This window comes from Shewanella carassii (assembly GCF_002777975.1).
Lineage (GTDB): Bacteria > Pseudomonadota > Gammaproteobacteria > Enterobacterales > Shewanellaceae > Shewanella > Shewanella carassii.
On sequence record NZ_NGVS01000012.1, the window covers coordinates 17,621 to 36,466 of the forward strand.

9 protein-coding genes are annotated in these 18,846 nt (G+C 52.7%); 7 read left to right on the forward strand and 2 right to left on the reverse strand.

What is annotated here, in order from left to right; genetic code table 11:
- Positions 1 to 138: 138 nt before the first annotated feature.
- From CBE72_RS07310 to CBE72_RS07320, 3 genes are all read left to right on the forward strand, one after another.
- Positions 139 to 4,569: an EAL domain-containing protein gene (locus CBE72_RS07310; protein WP_100142972.1), complete on the forward strand. Its 4,431-nt coding sequence runs from the start codon at positions 139 to 141 to the stop codon at positions 4,567 to 4,569.
- Between the two features lie 98 nt (positions 4,570 to 4,667).
- Complete coding sequence (locus CBE72_RS07315) at positions 4,668 to 6,884, forward strand: patatin-like phospholipase family protein (RefSeq protein ID WP_100142973.1); 2,217 nt, start codon at positions 4,668 to 4,670, stop codon at positions 6,882 to 6,884.
- Between the two features lie 151 nt (positions 6,885 to 7,035).
- Positions 7,036 to 9,090, forward strand: coding sequence for a M13 family metallopeptidase (locus CBE72_RS07320; protein ID WP_100142997.1), 2,055 nt, complete (start codon positions 7,036 to 7,038; stop codon positions 9,088 to 9,090).
- Between the two features lie 57 nt (positions 9,091 to 9,147).
- Here CBE72_RS07320 and hxpB read toward each other — a convergent pair whose 3' ends face one another.
- Positions 9,148 to 9,810, reverse strand: a complete 663-nt coding sequence (gene hxpB / locus CBE72_RS07325) for a hexitol phosphatase HxpB (protein WP_100142974.1) — start codon at positions 9,808 to 9,810, stop codon at positions 9,148 to 9,150.
- Positions 9,811 to 10,151: 341 nt separating this feature from the next.
- On the opposite strand from hxpB, the gene acnB reads away from it, so the two are divergent.
- Positions 10,152 to 12,749, forward strand: a complete 2,598-nt coding sequence (acnB, locus tag CBE72_RS07330; protein WP_100142975.1) for a bifunctional aconitate hydratase 2/2-methylisocitrate dehydratase — start codon at positions 10,152 to 10,154, stop codon at positions 12,747 to 12,749.
- A 108-nt stretch (positions 12,750 to 12,857) separates the two neighbouring features.
- Here the strand turns inward: acnB and rsd are convergent, their stop codons facing one another.
- A complete protein-coding gene (gene rsd / locus CBE72_RS07335) occupies positions 12,858 to 13,340 on the reverse strand; it encodes a sigma D regulator (protein WP_100142976.1) in 483 nt (160 codons plus the stop codon).
- Between the two features lie 502 nt (positions 13,341 to 13,842).
- Between rsd and hemE the strand changes: the two genes are divergently transcribed.
- The 3 genes from hemE (at position 13,843) to CBE72_RS07350 (ending at position 18,820) form a co-directional block, all read left to right on the forward strand.
- Positions 13,843 to 14,907, forward strand: a complete 1,065-nt coding sequence (gene hemE, locus CBE72_RS07340; protein ID WP_100142977.1) for a uroporphyrinogen decarboxylase — start codon at positions 13,843 to 13,845, stop codon at positions 14,905 to 14,907.
- A gap of 485 nt (positions 14,908 to 15,392) precedes the next feature.
- Entirely contained in the window at positions 15,393 to 17,990 is a 2,598-nt protein-coding gene (locus tag CBE72_RS07345; protein WP_100142978.1) for a putative bifunctional diguanylate cyclase/phosphodiesterase, read from the forward strand.
- Positions 17,991 to 18,016: 26 nt separating this feature from the next.
- Entirely contained in the window at positions 18,017 to 18,820 is an 804-nt protein-coding gene (locus CBE72_RS07350) for an SDR family oxidoreductase (protein WP_100142979.1), read from the forward strand.
- The last annotated feature ends 26 nt before the right edge of the window (positions 18,821 to 18,846 follow it).

Here is an 18,846-nt window from a genome sequence, read left to right on the forward strand (position 1 = left end):
TCGAAAACAGGCCCAGTTAGCTGGGCCTGTTTTTTTGTGCCTATTTGGCTATTTGTAAAAGTATTGTTGTTTTTAAGATGAAATTCAGCAATCTAGCTGGTAAATTCAAGACTGGTCACCAGGGTTATTCATCAGCCGATGATTAGAAAGTTAGTCACTATTTTTCTAGGGTTATCACTCTGCCTTTGTTTCGGGGCTGCACCCACCTATGCCGATGAACTGGTTCAAAGGGTGTTTTCTTCCAGAGACGGTTTGATCAATACCAGTATTCTCGACATCAGTATGGATGAGCGGGGATTTATCTGGCTCTCCACCGAGCAGGGGCTGTATCGCCTCAGCAATGCCAACATTCGCCGTTTGGATCGCAATGGCCTGGAATCACGAATGGCCGACGAGTATCTGCCATTGGTTCAGTCTCTTGGACAGCAGCAGATGCTGGTGAGTACGCTGTCGCACGCCTATCTCTACCATATAGCCGATAACCGTTTTAGTCAGTTTGGCAGTGATGAACTGTTCCCCGATTATCAAGGCGGTGGGGTTGTGAAGAGCCTGAAGTTGGCTAATGCCGATTGGTTGTTATTGACTGAAAAGGCTCAGCTCTGGCGTCTTAGTCAGGATCTGCAACAACTGCAGAAGTTGTTTGAGCTGCCCTATGACAGAGATCTGCTCTGGAGCCAGGTATTGCAGCTCGATAGCGGTGACTTGTTGTTGGGCCATGCCTACGGGGTGGAGCTGAGATCTCAGGATGGCAGAGTCGTTAAACGTTTACCCTGGCAGGAAAGTTACGGCCGCCTCAACGCCCTGTTTATCGACAGTCATAAACAGATCTGGATGGCGGCCAGTAAAGGGGTATTTCGAGTCGATTTACCGGCCAACAGCATCATTCCTGTGGCAGAAATCCCCTTTTTTACCAGTGTGATCACCGAAGATCTCCACGGAAACCTATGGATTGCCAGTAAGCAAGGTTTGCTGAAATGGTCTCCCAAGACTCGTCAGTTGAAACAGTTCAAAGAACAGTTGAAGCTCAAGGCCGGTATTGAATATATCAATGCCTTGCTGGTCGATGCCAATGGCTTACTTTGGGTCGGCGGCAGCGGACATTCCTTGGCTGTGGTGGCCGACTCCCCAGATTTTTTACTGGATAGTTTTAGCGCCTCTGAGCCTTACAAGCTCAGTGATGAGATGGTTTGGACCATCTTGGCCGACAGTGAGATGTTGTGGCTGGGAACCGACTCTGGGCTATTGGCGGTCAATAGACACACCCAACAGAGCCAAACCGCGGTGCCTCAGGGGATGGAGCTCAATGACAGTATCTACAAGATAGATAACCTGGATTCGGAGCACCTGTTGCTTTCCTCCACCAATGGTTTGTTTGTGATGAATAAACAGACCCTGAAGGGGCAACCCCTGGGAGATTGGAACGGCAGTGGTCAGTCACTGAGTCATAAGACAGTCTTCAATACTCTGCATGAAGATAATCTTTGGTGGTTTGCGACCAGTAATGGCCTTTATCAATGGGATCAGACTAGTGGCAGTATGACTCACAAGAGTCTGCCAGGTGCCGAGCATAGCGGTAATAATCGGTTGATTTATGGTGTATACCGCGATAGCCGTCGGCGTTTGTGGCTCGGTGGCAATAAGTCGTTCGGCTATCTGGAACAGGGCGGCGGTTATCGTTCGCTGGAGACGGTATTCGACGAATTGCCGCATATGCCGACTGTGAGTCAGTTACTGGAACTGAGTCCGGATCGCTTCTGGCTGGCGACTCGCCAGGGGGGCTTGATTGAGCTGGACTTACAGACCATGAAGGTACGTCGGCTGACCCAGGAATGGCAGCTGGACTGCAATACGGTGTTTTTCCTGCAGGACACCGGGGATTATAGAGTGGTGGGTTGCACCTATGTCTTGATCCGCCAGGATAAGCGCAGCGGGCAGCTCACTGTATTCAATAATGATGACGGCTTGGTGGGCAAAGAACTCAATGAAGGGGCCTATTTCTTTGAGCCGCAACAGGGGCTCTATGTAGGCACCCCAGATGGGGTGATGTTGCTCGATGTCGATGCCATGGTGAACCGTATCTCCCGTCATGGCGCCATTCTCGAATCTATTGCCGCCTACTATGACAACAAGACAGAGCTGAGTTTGGTGCCTGTACCCGGAAAGCGCATTGCTCCGGGAGCCCGCATGCTCAGCTTTCAGTTGACCAGTATGGATTACCTAGATGATGCGCCTATCAGTCTCAAATACCGTTTACGGCGGCCGGGGGAGGAGGTGCTGAACTATTTACTGCTGGATAATCAGTCCCAGATCAACCTTTCAGGGCTGACTCCCGGCGCTTATCAACTGGAGGTGATTAGCCAAAATAATGGTCTCTGGCAATCAGAAGCCTTTCGCTTTCCCTTTTCTGTTGACCAGTTCTGGTGGCAGAGTCAGTGGTTCAAGGGGTTGCTGTTACTCATTGTACTGGCAACGATTTTCAGTATCGTGCTGTTGCGTCAGCGTCAGGTGCAACGTTTTATGACCATGAACCTGGCGCTGCGCCAGAGCGACGACAGGCTGAGGCAGTCGCTGAAGGGCAGTGAGTCGGATCTCTGGGAGTGGCGCCGTGATACCGGTCAGTTTCACTTGGACAATCGTGGCGGCGTGCTTGGCAATGAAAATGACCTTATTCTTATCGACATAGAACAACTGCCGGTGCATCCGGACGATAGGGCTGCCGCCTTGGTTGAGTGGCAACGACTGCTCGAGGGTGAGAGCGACAGGTTCGAGACGGAATACCGGTATCTGCGTCGTGACGGCAGTTGGGGCTGGCTCAGGGTGCGCGGTAGGGCAGTGAGTCATGACCCGGTTTCCGGCAAGGTCAGCAAGGCCGCCGGTATCTACTCCGACATTACTATCAAGCGGCAACTGGAGGATGAAGTCGAATTGCTGGCTCAGGCGTTTGAAAACACCTCAGAAGGGGTATTTATTCTGGACGCCGAAGAGGTAATTAAAGTCGCCAACCGCGCCGCAGAGGCGATCGTCGGTCAGGACAGACAAAAGCTTCAGGGACAACACTTTGGTAAGTTAGTGGTTGGTGAGCATTTCCATAAAGATAATGTCGCGGCCCTGCTGCAAGAGAAGGACTCCTGGACCGGCGAGCTTGAGATCAAGGGGGTTGCCGGGTCGCGCTGCCCCGTGTGGCTCAATATCTCTCTGATGCAGGATCGCAAAGAGCGGGTGCAACACTATGTGGTGGTGTTCTCCGACATCACTGAGCGCAAGCGTACCGAAGCGGATCTGCGCCGCCTGGCCAACTATGACGTGCTGACCGGCTTGCCGAATCGCTCGCTGTTTGCCAACCGTTTGCAGCAGGCGATAGAAGGGGCGAGTGATAAGCAACAGAAACTGGCCTTGCTGTTTTTGGATCTGGACAGGTTCAAGTATGTCAACGACTCCTATGGTCACAGCATGGGGGATGCCTTGTTGGTCGAGGCCGCCAACCGATTACAGTCGGTAATGGAGCAGGAGCAGGTGTTGTGCCGCTTTGGCGGTGATGAGTTCGTAATCCTAGTGAACGATGTTGAGATAGATAAGCTCAATCGTTTGTGTGAGCGCCTGTTGGCGCAAATAGCGCAGCCGTTTGAACTCTATGGGCGGGAGTTTTTTATTTCCACCAGTATCGGGATCAGCATCTGGCCCGATGATGCCAGACAGCCCGAGGCGCTGATCAAGAATGCCGATCTGGCCATGTATCACGCCAAGGAAGAGGGACGGGGTAATTTCCAGTACTACTCCAGTGATCGTAATGCCGAGGCCTTGTATCACCTGCGTTTAGAGGCGGATTTACGTCATGCCATAGAGCAGGACCAGTTTGAGCTCTATTACCAGGGGCAGTTCGATGTCAAGGAACGGCAAGATTTTATCGGTATGGAAGCCTTGTTGCGTTGGCATCACCCGACGGAAGGCTTTGTACGGCCGGATATTTTCATTAAGGTTGCCGAGTCCTGTGGTTTGATTGTCGCCATCGACCGTTGGGTGTTGCGCCAAGCCTGCGAGGATGGGGTTCGCTGGAGCCAGACTAGTGCCCGGCCGTTTAAGTTATCGGTGAATGTCAGTGCGATGCATTTCCGCCACCCGGAATTTATCAGTGGTGTGCGCAAGATCCTCGAAGAAACCGGAATGCAGGCGCAATATCTGACTCTGGAGATCACCGAGGGGGTGCTGATGAAAGAGTTGCAGATTGCTCGCCAGCATCTGCAACAGCTGAGGGCCCATGGCATAGAGGTGGCGATTGATGACTTTGGTACCGGCTACTCCTCTTTGGCTTATCTGCGCCACTTTGAAGTCAACACTCTGAAGATAGATCGCTCCTTCCTCAAGGATATTGCCAGTAACAGCGCCGATCAGGCGATAGTCAGCAGTATCGTCGAGCTGGCCCGTAACCTGGGACTCAAGGTGGTTGCCGAAGGAGTGGAAACTCGGGAGCAGTTGCAACAAGTCACGCAGAGGGGATGCCATGTTATTCAGGGATATTATTTTGCCAAGCCGGTGCCTGCCGCCGAGTTGACATCCTGGTTTTATGAATAGCCATCCATAACGGTTGTTTATGCTCTTTTAGAGCTTTCTCTTTACTGTAAATTCTTTGTTAGAATATGTCGTCTCTGATTCTGGAATGCTTGCAAGGTATGAAGACCTCTCTGCGCTTATTGGTTTTGATTGGCACTCTATTGAGTGTGGCCGCGATGGCGGCTGAACGTCCCAAAGTGGGGCTGGTTCTCAGTGGCGGTGGCGCCAAGGGCGCGGCGCATGTCGGAGTGCTCAAGATGCTGGAGGCCAACAATATCCCAGTCGACTATGTCGCCGGTACCAGCATAGGTGCCTATGTGGGTGGTCTCTATGCGCTTGGCTACAGCGCCACAGAAATAGAGATCATCATGATGAATGAGGACTGGTCCAAGGGATATTCGGATACCATTCCTCGCCAGGCCATGAGCTACCGGGATAAACAGCAAAGGGATCAATACAATATTCCGCTTAATCTGGGGATCCGTGACGGTGAGGTGCAGTCGCCGAGTGGGGTGCTTTTGGGGCAAACCATGTCGCAACTGTATCGCAATACCACAGATCTGGTGCGGGAATTCAACAGCTTCAACGAGCTGTCCATTCCCTATCGGGCGGTGGCGACAGATTTGGAAACCAGTTTGCCTGTGGTGATCAGCAGTGGCAGCCTGGTGCAGGCGATGCAAGCCTCGGCTACCGTGCCGGGAGCGCTGCAACCGGCCGAAATTGATGGCAAGTTGCTGGTGGATGGGGGCATTGCCAATAACATGCCGGTGGATGTGGTCAAGGCCATGGGCGCCGATGTGATTATTGCCGTCGACATAGGTTCACCTCTGGTGAAGAAAGATCAGCTCAACGGCACAATAGCGGTGTTGAACCAGCTGTCGACCATGTTGACCAATGCCAGCACAGAGCGGCAAAAGGCCTTATTGACCAAGGACGACATACTGCTACGCCCTGCCATAGATAAGCTTAGCACCACAGACTTTACCGACATGCCCAAGGCGCTGGAGGCCGGAGTGACGGCCGCGGTACAACATACCGCCAGACTGAGTCAATTGGCGGTTTCCCCCGAGGAATACCGCGCTTATGTGCAGCAAAAGCGTGAGACCAGTCGAGGTTGGATGGATGAGCTGGATCGTCCTGTGATTCGTATCGTTCTCGACAACCAATCCAAGGTCAGTGACTCGCTGCTCAATGATATGCTGGAGATCGAGGTGGGCGATAGGGTCAGCAAGCAAGAGTTGAATGACAGCATCGCCCGCCTATACTCGCTGAACAAGTTTGAGCGGGTCAGCGCCGAATTTCAGGATACTGCCGAGGGTAGGGTGTTAACCGTGACCACCAAGGCCAAGTCCTGGGGGCCCAACTATTTTCAATTTGGCTTGAATTGGGAGGACGATTTCTCACTGGATTCGGCGGTGACTCTGGATGGTGCCGTGACCATGACAGACTTGACCGAAAATGGTGGTGAGTGGCGCAACGAGCTGAAGATGGGCTTCGAGAAGCTGATAGGTACCGAATTTTACCAACCTCTGGACAAAGATCAGCAGTTCTATGCCCGCGCCCGTTACCAGTATGAGATCAAAGGTTGGGATGTCTTTGATGCCAACAAACTCTACTTTGAACTGGATCGCAAGAGTCACAGGGTCGACCTTGGGTTGGGGTACAACTATGTCAAACAGGGGCGAGTGGAGTTGGGACTCACAGCAGAGTCCGGGATTGTCTCCAATGATGCCTTTTTCGATGATCTTAAGTTCAATACTTATGGTGCCTACTTCAAGTTCGGCTATGACACACTGGACAGTATCAGCTTTCCCACCTCGGGTAACCGTTTCACCCTGAATGTCTATCTGCGCAATGAAGAGTATGAAGAGGGAGAGTTCAAGACAGATCCCGAGCAGTCGCTGCAGATAGAAGCCGACTGGAAGGGGGTGGTCAGTGTCGGCAGTCATTCTTTTGTCGGCAAGGCGTCCTATGCCACTGTGGATAAAGATGGCAACTTTACTCTCTATGTATCGGACCTCGGTGGTTTCTTGAATCTCTCCGGCTACCACAAGAACTCCATCGCCGGCGCGCAGAAGGTTTTCGGTGCCTTTATCTATCAGTATGATCTTGGTCGCGATGCGCTGGGGATGCAGGACTTTCCCCTGTATCTGGGGGCTAGCTTGGAGGCGGGTAACGTTTGGGGCCTGGATGAGCATGTAATGTTTAACGATCTCATCTATTCCAGCAGCTTGTATCTGGGGACAGAAACCCAACTGGGCCCTGCGGCGCTCGGCTTTGGTTTCAGTGATAACGGGGAAAAAGCGGTTTACCTGTTTCTCGGCAAAAACTTCTAAGGCGGGCATCGCCTGTCAGTGACCCGCTCTGTAGTGTTCATAGATATTTACAAAAATCCACTACAGACTGGTCACAGGGAGTGCTAAGGTTTTAAGCTGACATGTTTGTAACAATATAACTATTTGAACAATCACAGATTCGGGGATGAAAATGAGCAAAATAAGCACCCTGGCATTGGGCGTCGCCCTCAGCCTTGGTCTGGCTTCCTGTGCCAGCCAGCAAGCGCCACAGTCGCAAGTCGAAACCCAAAAGGTCTCGGGTATTGAGCTGGAGAACTTTGACCATCAGGTTCGCCATCAGGACGATTTCTACTACAGCGTCAACGGTAAGTGGTTGGCCACTACGCCTATCCCGGCCGACAAATCCAACTATGGTGCCTTCTCTGTTCTTTACGAAGAAAGCCAGGCGGCTCTGAAACAGATTATCGAAGAAGCCGCCGCCAAGCCCAATAAGGCCGAGGGTTCAGTGGAGCAGAAGATAGGCGATTTCTATGCCGCCTATATGGATACCACTCTGACAAACCAGTTGGGGATCGCGCCGCTCAAGGGGCAACTGGCCGATATCGCCAAGACTGCCAGCCACGCCGATATTGCTGCGCTGATGGGCAAGCTATTGACCGATGGCTCCGGCATTCCCTTTGGTTTTTACGTCAACAACGATGCCAAGAATTCCAGCCAATACGGGGTTTACCTGTACCAGAGCGGCCTGACACTGCCGGATCGTGATTACTACCTCAAGGACGACCCCAAGTTTGTCGCCAACCGCGAAGCGATGCGTGAATATGTCCGCAAGCTGATGAGTGCCGCAGGCTACCCGCACGCCGATGCCGCTGCAGCCAATGTCGCCAACATTGAACTCTTTATTGCCCAGAGCCAGTGGAGCCGGGTCGAGTCTCGCGACGCCAACAAGGCCTACAATAAGATGAGCCTGAAAGAGTTGCAGCAGCTGATGGGCGACTTCGACTTCGACGGTTTCGCCAAGGCCGCTGGGCTTACCGGCAAGACCCAGGACGTGATAGTGCGTCAGCCTTCCTACTTTGAGAAGCTGGGCGCCGAGTTCGGCAATTTCCCTGTTTCGGCTTGGCAAGACTACCTGGCATTCCATCTGGTGGACTCCTATGCTGGCTTGCTGAGCCAGCAGTTTGTCGATCTGCATTTTGATTTCCACAGCAAGACCTTGATGGGTATTCAGGAGCAAAAACCACGCTGGAAGCTGGCCGTCGATGGCGCCGATCAGGTGATTGGTGAGCTGGTGGGTAAAGAATATGTTGCCCGTCACTTCCAGCCTGAGGCCAAGGCGCGGATGGAGTCGATGATTAAGAACTTGATCAAGGGCTTTGAAGTCAGCATCAATGAGCTGGAATGGATGACCCCCGAGACCAAGAAAGCGGCTCAGGAAAAACTGTCCAAGTTTACCTACAAGATAGGTTATCCGGACAAGTGGAAGGACTACAGCAATCTGGAGATCAAGGCCGACGATCTGGTGGGTAACTACCAGCGTTATGCCCGTTTCGAGTACCAGGACATGCTGGCTAAGCTGGGCAAGCCAATCGATCGCACTGAGTGGCACATGACACCGCAAACGGTGAACGCCTACTACAACCCTGTGATGAACGAAATCGTGTTCCCGGCCGCCATTCTGCAGCCGCCTTTCTTCAACATGGAAGCCGATGATGCGGTGAACTATGGTGGTATAGGCGCGGTGATCGGCCACGAGATCAGCCATGGTTTTGATGATCAGGGCGCCAAGTATGACGGCGACGGTAACCTGCGCAACTGGTGGACGGACAAAGACCGCGAAGAGTTCCAGAAGCGCGGTGCGCAGCTGTCTGCCCAGTACAGCCAGTTTGAAGCTCTGCCAGGCAAGTTCGTCAACGGTGACTTGACTCTGGGCGAGAACATAGGCGATCTGGGTGGCTTGACCGTTGCCCTACGCTCTTATCACCTGAGTCTCAACGGTAAAGAAGCGCCGGTAATGGATGGCCTGACCGGCGATCAGCGTTTCTTCGTCGGTTGGTCACAAGTGTGGCGCCGCAACTACCGTGATGAGGAGCTGGGGCGTCGTCTGCTGACTGACCCGCATTCACCCAGCCACTACCGCGCCATGGGCACTCCCCGCAACGTGGAAGGTTTCTACAAAGCCTTCGACCTCAAGCCGACTGACAAGATGTATCTGTCGGAAGAGGACAGAGTGAAGATCTGGTAAGGTGGATTATCAGAAAACAGAGCCAGGCAGATGCCTGGCTCTCTTGTATCTGGCGGTTTATAGGGTATCCAGCAGTGTCGGCAGGGCTTCCAGGCTATCACGCTGATAATGCGCCGCAGCCCAGCGGGGATCCTGGCGCTGCTCGGCTGCCGGGACTATTAAGGTCTGCATATTGGCGGCGCGAGCGGCTATCAGGCCGTTGAAAGAGTCTTCTACCGCCAGGCAGCGGCTCGGCGCCAGTGCCAGTTGGGCGGCGCAGGAGAGATAAACCTCGGGGTGGGGTTTACCGAGTGGATAATCCTGTGCCGATTGAATCGCATCGAAGGCTTCTGTGATGGCGAGTTTGCCAAGCACGGCATCGATAATATCCCAGGAGGAAGAGGTGGCCAGACCCACTTTCAGGCCTCGACTACGACAGGCACTGAGGGCATCGACAACACCAGGCATGGGTTTGCCATCGCGGCGGATATAGGCGATGACTGCCGCTATGATTTGCTCGGCGATATATTGAGGATCTACTTTGACCTCGGGAAAGCGCTGTAACCAGAAGTCCACCACTTGATCGATTCGCAGGCCGGTGGTGAGCGCAATGGCCTCGCGGCTGACTGTCATTCCAAGCGAGTGTAAAACCTGATACTCGGCTTGCTGCCAGACGGGTTCGGAATCGATCAATATTCCGTCCATATCGAAAATAACGGCCTGAATGCTGGGTGCTTGCATGGAAAAGTCTCAAAAAAACGCTGCGGATTAGGATGCAGGATAACGAAAAGCGACTCCGGGATGCAAAATTCGATTGTCGCAATCTAATTATTTGTATTTAAATGAAAAAATCATTTTTTCAAACTATTGTCTAATTTCCTTTGTTTTATGAGAAGCTTAGTGTGTCGCCGACCTTGGGATTTGGCCACGATTTCTCAGTTGCCTTAGTGTGATCTCATTCATACTTTTGCAAAGCTGTAGTATACTGCTAGCCGGAATTTACGGGTCGATCCTGTGGGGCTGTCAGCTTCATTCATGAAGACGTGCAGTCGTAAAAGCGCCTAACAAAGAGGAATGTTGCCGTGCTAGAAGCATATCGTAAACACGTCGAAGAGCGTGCTGCTGAGGGCGTAGTCCCTAAGCCATTGGATGCACATCAAGTGGCTGAGCTTGTTGAATTAGTGAAAAACCCACCTGCAGGCGAAGAAGAATTTATTCTTAACCTGCTCGAAAATCGTATTCCCCCAGGTGTTGATGAAGCCGCCTATGTTAAGGCCGGTTTCCTGGATGCCGTTGCCAAGGGTGAGGTGAAATCCCCAATCCTGAGCGCCGAACGGGCGCTGGAACTCTTGGGCACCATGCAGGGCGGTTACAATATCGAACCCCTGATCCGCCAATTGGACAACGAGCAGATGGCCCCACTGGCGGTCAAGGCTCTGTCCCACACCCTGCTGATGTTTGATGCCTTCCACGATGTGGTTGAGAAGATGAAGGCGGGTAACGCCTATGCCAAGCAAGTAGTTGAGTCCTGGGCCAATGCCGAGTGGTTCCTCAGCCGTCCCAAGCTGGCCGAGAAAATCTCTCTGACCGTATTCAAGGTTACAGGCGAAACCAACACCGACGACTTGTCTCCGGCTCCTGATGCCTGGTCACGTCCCGATATCCCACTGCACGCCTTGGCGATGCTGAAAAACGCCCGCGACGGTATTGAGCCGGATCAGCCAGGCGTGGTAGGTCCAATCAAGAAGATTGAAGAACTCAAGACCAAGGGCTTCCCACTGGTTTATGTGGGCGACGTGGTAGGTACAGGTTCTTCCCGTAAGTCGGCGACCAACTCTGTGCTGTGGTTCATGGGCGATGATATTCCATTCGTGCCCAACAAGCGTGCCGGTGGTTTCTGCCTCGGTGGTAAGATAGCCCCTATCTTCTTCAACACCATGGAAGATGCCGGTGCTCTGCCGATTGAGTTAGATGTGGGCAACATGGAGATGGGCGATGTTATCGACATCTATCCTTATGCCGGTAAAGTGACCCGTCATGACAGCGATGAAGTTATTTCTGAATTCAAACTCAAGACTGATGTGCTGCTGGACGAAGTGCGTGCCGGTGGCCGTATTCCATTGATCATCGGCCGTGGTCTGACCGACAAGGCCCGTGAAGCTCTGGGTCTGGAAGCCTCCGATGTCTTCGTGCGTCCAGGTGACGTTGCCGATACCGGCAAGGGTTACACCCTGGCGCAGAAGATGGTAGGTAAGGCCTGTGGCGTAGAAGGTATCCGCCCCGGCCAATACTGTGAACCCAAGATGACTTCTGTCGGTTCTCAGGATACTACCGGCCCTATGACACGTGACGAGCTGAAAGACTTGGCCTGTCTCGGTTTTAGCGCCGATTTGACCATGCAGTCTTTCTGTCACACTGCCGCTTATCCCAAGCCTGTTGACGTGAATACGCACCACACTCTGCCTGACTTTATCATGAACCGCGGCGGTGTTTCTCTGCGTCCAGGTGACGGTGTTATTCACTCCTGGCTGAACCGCATGCTGCTGCCTGATACCGTAGGTACAGGTGGTGACTCGCACACCCGTTTCCCAATCGGTATCTCTTTCCCTGCAGGTTCCGGCCTGGTGGCTTTTGCCGCCGCGACCGGCGTTATGCCACTGGATATGCCTGAGTCTGTGCTGGTGCGCTTCAAGGGTAAGATGCAACCTGGTATCACTCTGCGTGATCTGGTGCATGCGATTCCGCACAAGGCCATCGAAATGGGGCTGCTGACCGTTGAGAAGAAGGGCAAGAAGAATATCTTCTCCGGCCGTATTCTCGAAATCGAAGGTCTGGAGCACCTCAAGGTTGAGCAGGCATTCGAACTGTCTGATGCGTCTGCCGAGCGCTCTGCCGCCGGTTGTACCATCAAGCTGGATAAAGATCCTATCATCGAGTACCTGAACTCCAACATAGTCATGCTCAAGTGGATGATTGCCGAAGGTTACGGCGACCGCCGTACCATAGAGCGTCGTATCAAGGGCATGGAAGAGTGGTTGGCGAACCCTGAACTGATGGAAGCCGATAAGGATGCCGAGTACGCGGCCGTGATTGAAATCGACCTGAACGAGATCAAAGAGCCTATTCTGTGTGCACCGAACGATCCCGATGATGCCGTGTTGCTGTCTCAGGTAGCCAACACCCAGATTGATGAAGTGTTTGTCGGTTCCTGTATGACCAACATAGGCCACTTCCGCGCCACGGGTAAGATGCTGGACAAGTTTGCCAAGACGCTGCCGACTCGTCTGTGGATTGCTCCGCCAACCAAGATGGACAAGGATCAGCTGACCGAAGAAGGTTACTACGGTATCTTCGGCCGTGTCGGTGCTCGTATCGAGATCCCGGGTTGTTCTCTGTGTATGGGTAACCAGGCACGGGTTGCCGATGGTGCGACCGTGGTGTCGACTTCTACCCGTAACTTCCCGAACCGCCTGGGTACGGGTGCCAATGTGTACCTGGCCTCTGCCGAGTTGGCTGCCGTTGCGGCGCTACTGGGACGTTTGCCAAGCCCTGAAGAGTATCAGGAATATGCCAAGGAACTGGACGCAACAGCGGCCGATACCTACAGATACCTGAATTTCGACCAACTGGAGTCTTACACCAAGAAGGCCGGTGAAGTGATCTTCCAGTCAGCGGTTTAAGTTATCGCAATAACAAAAGCCAGCTCATAGAGCTGGCTTTTTTGTGTCTGAAAGGCCGCAGACGGATGCAATATGGTACGGCGATGGCTTGCAGGCCCGTTATTGGATTCAGTTGATGGTCGGTGCCAACTTCTTGTTGTGCAGCACTTCTAACATTCTGTCTTCCAGCTGGAAGCGGGTCTCCAGGGCGTGTACCAGTTCGGCGAGATCTTTATCCAGCTGGTAGAGCAGATCGTCGCTTTCCAACTCGGAATACTTGTCGCTGAAGTCCAGGGCCTGATCTGTGGTCTCGACAATCTTTGGCAGCAACTGCTGTGCCAGTGCCTTGTTCGAGTGTCCCTGTTCGTCACAGGCGTCGACTACCTTGTTGAAGACTTCGAAATGCCCCTCCGAGACGTAATCCACCAGCAGATTGCAGAAGCTGCGGACTTGATCTACGCAGGGCAGGGACTTGTCACGTTTTTCATAGGGAGCCAGTCCAGCCAACTTACAGTAATAAACCAGTAGTTTTCTGCGGTTGTTCAACCATTGATCCACCAGAGCATTGGCTCCGCCCCATTTTTGCTCGGCTTGTTCAAGTTGTTTCAGCATGCTTGTCTCATCCTTTATCACCGCACTTGCTCCTAATTTAGGTGACAAGTTAATCAGTGATCAACTCTTTTCGGTGTTTTTCAATCGAGGTCGGATTGGTTGTTTCTTGTGCGGGGAAATGGGGGATGTTAAAAAATGTATCAAATTATGATATGGGAAATAAAAAGCCCAGCGGTAGAAACTACAGCTGGGCGAGGAAAGTTTTAACAGGCTCGATGTGACGAGCTTCTTGATTGTTCTTGCTAGCGCAGAGTTTTTATACCAAAGGGTGAGAAGCTGTGCAACTTTTTTCTGTCTTTAGCCACTTAGTTGACACTGTGGTTTTTTGTGTGTTTGTTGTGTAAATGTAATGTTTCGCCTGGCTCAATGATGGACTTTGAAGCTTATTGAGGCGCTTTATCCATGGCAATGGTCACATAAATACTCAGACACAGGTTACAATACAGCCGCAAATGCTAAACTACCGCCCCAGCAGATCTCAATCGGAGTAGGAATAAGCCCAATGGCAGAATTAAAAAACGATCGTTATTTACGTGCGCTGCTCAAGCAACCTGTTGATGTTACCCCAGTTTGGATGATGCGCCAGGCTGGCCGCTATCTGCCAGAATATCGTGCTACCCGCGCTGAAGCCGGTGATTTTATGGCGCTGTGCCGTAATGCCGACTTAGCCTGTGAAGTTACCCTGCAACCGCTGCGTCGTTTTGATTTGGATGCGGCAATCCTGTTTTCCGATATTTTGACTGTGCCTGACGCCATGGGGCTGGGTCTGTATTTTGAAGCCGGCGAAGGCCCTCGCTTCGAACGCCCAACCGATACCATAGAAGCCATCAAGAAGCTGGCTGTTCCGGATCCGGAAGATGAGCTGGGTTATGTGATGAAAGCCGTCAGCACCATTCGCCGCGAACTCAAGGGCGAAGTGCCGTTGATCGGTTTCTCCGGCTCTCCATGGACACTGGCCACTTATATGGTCGAAGGCGGCTCCAGCAAGGCCTTCGAAAAGATCAAGCGGATGATGTATGCCGAGCCTGCTGCATTGCATATGCTGCTGGACAAACTGGCCGATTCCGTAACCCTGTATCTGAACGCCCAAATCGCCAACGGTGCTCAAGCCGTGATGATCTTCGACTCTTGGGGCGGTGCGCTGTCTCATGCGGCCTATCGCGAGTTCTCATTGCGTTACATGCAGAAGATAATCGATGGTCTGAACCGTCATTCTGAAGGTCGTCAGGTGCCTGTGACCCTGTTTACCAAGGGCGGTGGTCTGTGGCTCGAAGCCATGGCCGAAACCGGCTGTGATGCTTTGGGTCTGGACTGGACCATAGACATAGGCGATGCCCGTAAGCGTGTGGGTGACAAGGTGGCCCTGCAAGGCAATATGGACCCATCGACTCTGTACGCTTCTCCTGAGCGTATTCATGAAGAAGTGGCGCAGATCCTGGCCAGCTATGGTCAAGGTACTGGTCATGTATTTAACCTGGGTCATGGTATTCACCAGCATGTGGATCCTGAGCATGCCGCTGCCTTCGTTAAGTCGGTACATGAACTGTCGGCTCAGTATCACAAGTAACCCAGTTGCTTGATGAAAGGCCCGCAACGCGGGCCTTTAGTTTATTTATGACTACTGGTTGTTCGCTGGCGGAAATGCCATTCCTGTTTTGTGATTCCGTTGTTTTCAGGGCGGATATTGACTATCGGTCGCCATTGTTTAATGCCGTTGTATGGTAGATTTTTTCTTTTATTCGCATAACCGATAGCCGTTCGTTTTCAAAGCCGTCGTTAGGGCTGAGTCGTATTCCAAACAGAATGTCATTAGTGGCATTTCCAATTTTGTAAATTGTGCTGAAAAGCACATAAGTAACCACTTTTTCCTGCGCCAAATCAACACATGCAGATAGTAGTCAGTGCCAGACTGGTGTAGTCTGCCTTTATCTGAGTGGGATGACAGATAAGACGTCGGCACAGTCGTTATGATTGCACGTCAAATGAGGTATGTTGCCCACCGGAGACTGCTGAATTCAGTTCTCCGAAAACAATAAGAAGCCGTGGTTTGAGATGCACATTGGCAAAAAAATTGGCGTATTTATTCTGGGTTTTTGTATTCCGGCCCTGCTGACTGTCGCCTATAGTTTGAATTTTTGGTTTGAATATAGCCTGGGCCAGTTCCGGCAACAGACGCTGGAACATGAATACGCGGGGATTGAACAGCAGTTCGATCGCGAGTCTTATCGGCTGGTTCAACTGGCGCGTCTTTATGCCCCGATCCTGGAGAATCAGACAGACGCCTTGTTGATGGGGTGGCAGGAGGGGCTACAGTCTTCCAATATCAGCCTGTTCCGCCTAGAACAGGACAAGATCATCCCATTGGCCGACGGTCGAACCCGAGTCGCCGGACAAGTATTCCCCGATGCCAATATGTTCGAGTCTCTGGGTAAAGAGGCTTACGGTGCCGCCATTGTTAAAGGGCAGCCACTGCAGATAGGTTTTCATCGCATTAACGATGATGAAGCTCTGATTGTGACCCGTTTATTGACCCCCGTTCACCTGCAAAGTCTCGGCCAAGCCGATCTGATCCATTCGATTACTTTGGTCCCGGCCGATGAGCCCCTAAGTTCGGGACAGCACATGCTGTTATATAGCCAAATTCAAGTCCCTAGCCTGGTGGGGGCGCCATTGATGCTGCAGGTCAGGCAGCAAAGAGATGCTTTTGAACGCCTGGAATGGCAAAGCCTATCCGTAGTGATGCTGCTGCTATTGGGGGGCATGCTGATGGTGGCCATAGGTTATTTGTGGTTAAGGCGAGGGTTGGTTAAGCCTTTTGATCGCCTGATGATGGAATTAAAAGAGATCGATCCCAGTGCCAGACGCTATACCCATGTTAGTGGTAGCGGCGGCGCCGAATTCAAGGTGTTGGCCGACAGGATCAACAACCTGTTGCTGCGCATCTTTCAGCAGAAGGAACGCTCCCGAATTACCCTAGAGTCCATTGCCGAAGCCGTGATCCTCACCAACAACAAGGCCAAGGTCATTTACCTTAACCCCCAGGCGGAATCACTGCTCGGATTGCGCAGTCAACAAGCTCAGGGCCGTACCCTAGATACCCTGCTCAAGAGCGATAAAAAACTGGATAAAGAGTTATTCAGCTTCATGGCCAGCGGCAGTCGGGTGCCTGAATACAGCAAGGTCACTCTGCAGAACCCTCAACCCAAGATTATGGAACGAGCCGTCAGTAATCTATTCAATCACAAGGGAACTGTGATCGGTGGAGTTCTTGTGCTGCGGGATATCACTCAGGAGGAGAACCTCAAGCAACAGCTCAGATTGAAGGCCAGTGTCGATGGCATTACCGGACTCTATAATCGCAGCGCCTTTGAAGAGCGCCTAGCGGAGTTCGCCGATGGGGCCCGCACTTTGGCATTTTGTTATCTGGATCTGGAGCAGTTTAAGCTTATCAATGATAACTGTGGTCATGATGCCGGTGATCAGATGTTGATCATGGTTGCCCGGGCCATAGAGTCTTGCCTGAAGGGGGATGAAATACTGGCCAGGCTCGGTGGTGATGAGTTTGGTTTGGCCGTCCGTAACCGTAGCGCCTTGGAAGTCGCCAGGTTGTTGAAACGTGTGGTTCGGCAAGTTTCGTTGCTGAGCCTGCCTTGTGGTGGCGCCCATTACCGGGTCGGTGTCAGCTGCGGGGTGGCTTTCCATCGTGGTCCTTGCCGTGCGCCGGCCGAGCTGCTCAAAGATGCCGACATTGCCTGCCTGGCAGCCAAACGCAAGGGCAGCAACCAAATTCACTTCTTCGATGATCGCAATAAAGAGCTGGCCAATGAACGCAATGCCCCCAAGTGGGCGGTGCGCATTGCCAGGGCCATAGAAGACAAAGAGCTGCTGCTCTATTTCCAGCCGATTAAGGGGCTCAATGGTTGTTGTCGCCGTCAGAGGCTGGAGATCTTGCTGCGGATCCGCGACAACAGTGGCCGCATCTTGCCTCCGGCCCAGTTTATTGCGGCGGCGGAACGCTTCAAGTTAATGCCCGATGTCGATAGGGAAGTGATCCGCAAGGCTTTCCTGTGGCTCTCTGAGCATCCGCAGCTGTGGCCTGAGATCAGTATCTCTATCAACCTCTCGGGTAATAGTCTGGGCAGCGAGGGCATGCTCGAATATATCGCCGAGATGCAGGGCCGTTTCGGGATCCCCAGTTCCTGCGTCTGCTTTGAGATCACGGAAACCAGCGCGATTCAAAACCGAACTCGGGCGATGGAGATGCTCAACCAATTGCGCCGCCTGGGATTTGCCTTTGCCTTGGACGACTTTGGCAGTGGCTTTGCTTCTTACGGTTATCTGCGCGAGCTTCCCGTGGACTATGTGAAGATAGATGGCTGCTTTGTCCGGCATCTGGCGACCAATGCCAGGGACTATGCGATCGTGAAATCGATTCACGATGTGTGCCGGGTCATGGGGATAGAAACTGTGGCCGAGTTTGTCGAGAACCAGGAGATCATGGATAAATTGCTGGAAATTGGGGTCGATTACGCCCAGGGATATGCCATAGGGCGGCCTAAACCCCTGGAGCAATTTTACCTCTGGGAGAAGCGCCATGAACATCAGCAGCAGGGATTGCACTTGCAAGAGGAGTATGCGAGCTTAGCCTGATTACTTCGACAGACAATGGACTGCAGATGGAAGGATTGGCCGATAAAGTCATAGTGATCACCGGCGCCTCGGAAGGAATTGGGCGGGCGCTCGCTCTGGCACTGGCACCGCTTGGCGGACAACTGGTACTCAGTGCCCGCAATGAATCCAGGTTGCGTACCCTGGCGATGGAGGTCGAGTCGGTCGGCGGTGCGCCGCTGGTGGTTTGTAGTGATATCGGGCGACAACAGGATTGTGAAGCCTTGATAGCCACGGTTATCGAGCGTTTCGGCCGACTAGACATACTGATCAATAATGCCGGTATGACCATGTGGAGCCGCTTCGATGAACTCAAGCAGCTGGACATTCTCGAACAGTTGATGCGGGTCAATTACCTTGGCCCGGCTTGGCTGACCCATGCGGCCCTGCCGTATCTCAAGGCCTCTCAGGGGCAAGTCGTTGCCGTGGCTTCTGTGGCGGGGCTCACTGGAGTGCCTACCCGTAGCGGTTACGCCGCTTCCAAACATGCTGTAGTGGGTTTCTTCGATTCTCTGCGTATCGAGTTGGCTGAGGACAATGTCGCTGTGACAGTGATCTGCCCCGACTTTGTGGTTTCAGAGATCCATCGACGGGCACTGGATGGAGAGGGTAAGCCGCTCGGGGTTTCTCCTATGACAGAGAGTAAGATCATGACCGCCGAAGAGTGTGCGCAGATGATGTTGCCTGTCATTGCCGCTCGGGGCAGGATGCTGATCACTTCATGGCGTGGCAGGCTGGGACGTTGGCTCCGGCTTATTGCTCCGGTCTGGGTGGATAACCTGGCCCGTAAGGCCATAGCCTCCGGACATTAGTCTACTAAGTATGAAAAAGCCTCCGC

Coding starts and splice junctions, on each gene's coding strand:
- hxpB (WP_100142974.1), bottom strand. CDS start 9,810: ATGCAAGCACCCAGCATTCAGGCCGTTATTTTCGATATGGACGGAATA.
- hemE (WP_100142977.1), top strand. CDS start 13,843: ATGGCAGAATTAAAAAACGATCGTTATTTACGTGCGCTGCTCAAGCAA.
- rsd (WP_100142976.1), bottom strand. CDS start 13,340: ATGCTGAAACAACTTGAACAAGCCGAGCAAAAATGGGGCGGAGCCAAT.
- CBE72_RS07310 (WP_100142972.1), top strand. CDS start 139: ATGATTAGAAAGTTAGTCACTATTTTTCTAGGGTTATCACTCTGCCTT.
- CBE72_RS07350 (WP_100142979.1), top strand. CDS start 18,017: ATGGAAGGATTGGCCGATAAAGTCATAGTGATCACCGGCGCCTCGGAA.
- CBE72_RS07345 (WP_100142978.1), top strand. CDS start 15,393: ATGCACATTGGCAAAAAAATTGGCGTATTTATTCTGGGTTTTTGTATT.
- CBE72_RS07320 (WP_100142997.1), top strand. CDS start 7,036: ATGAGCAAAATAAGCACCCTGGCATTGGGCGTCGCCCTCAGCCTTGGT.
- CBE72_RS07315 (WP_100142973.1), top strand. CDS start 4,668: ATGAAGACCTCTCTGCGCTTATTGGTTTTGATTGGCACTCTATTGAGT.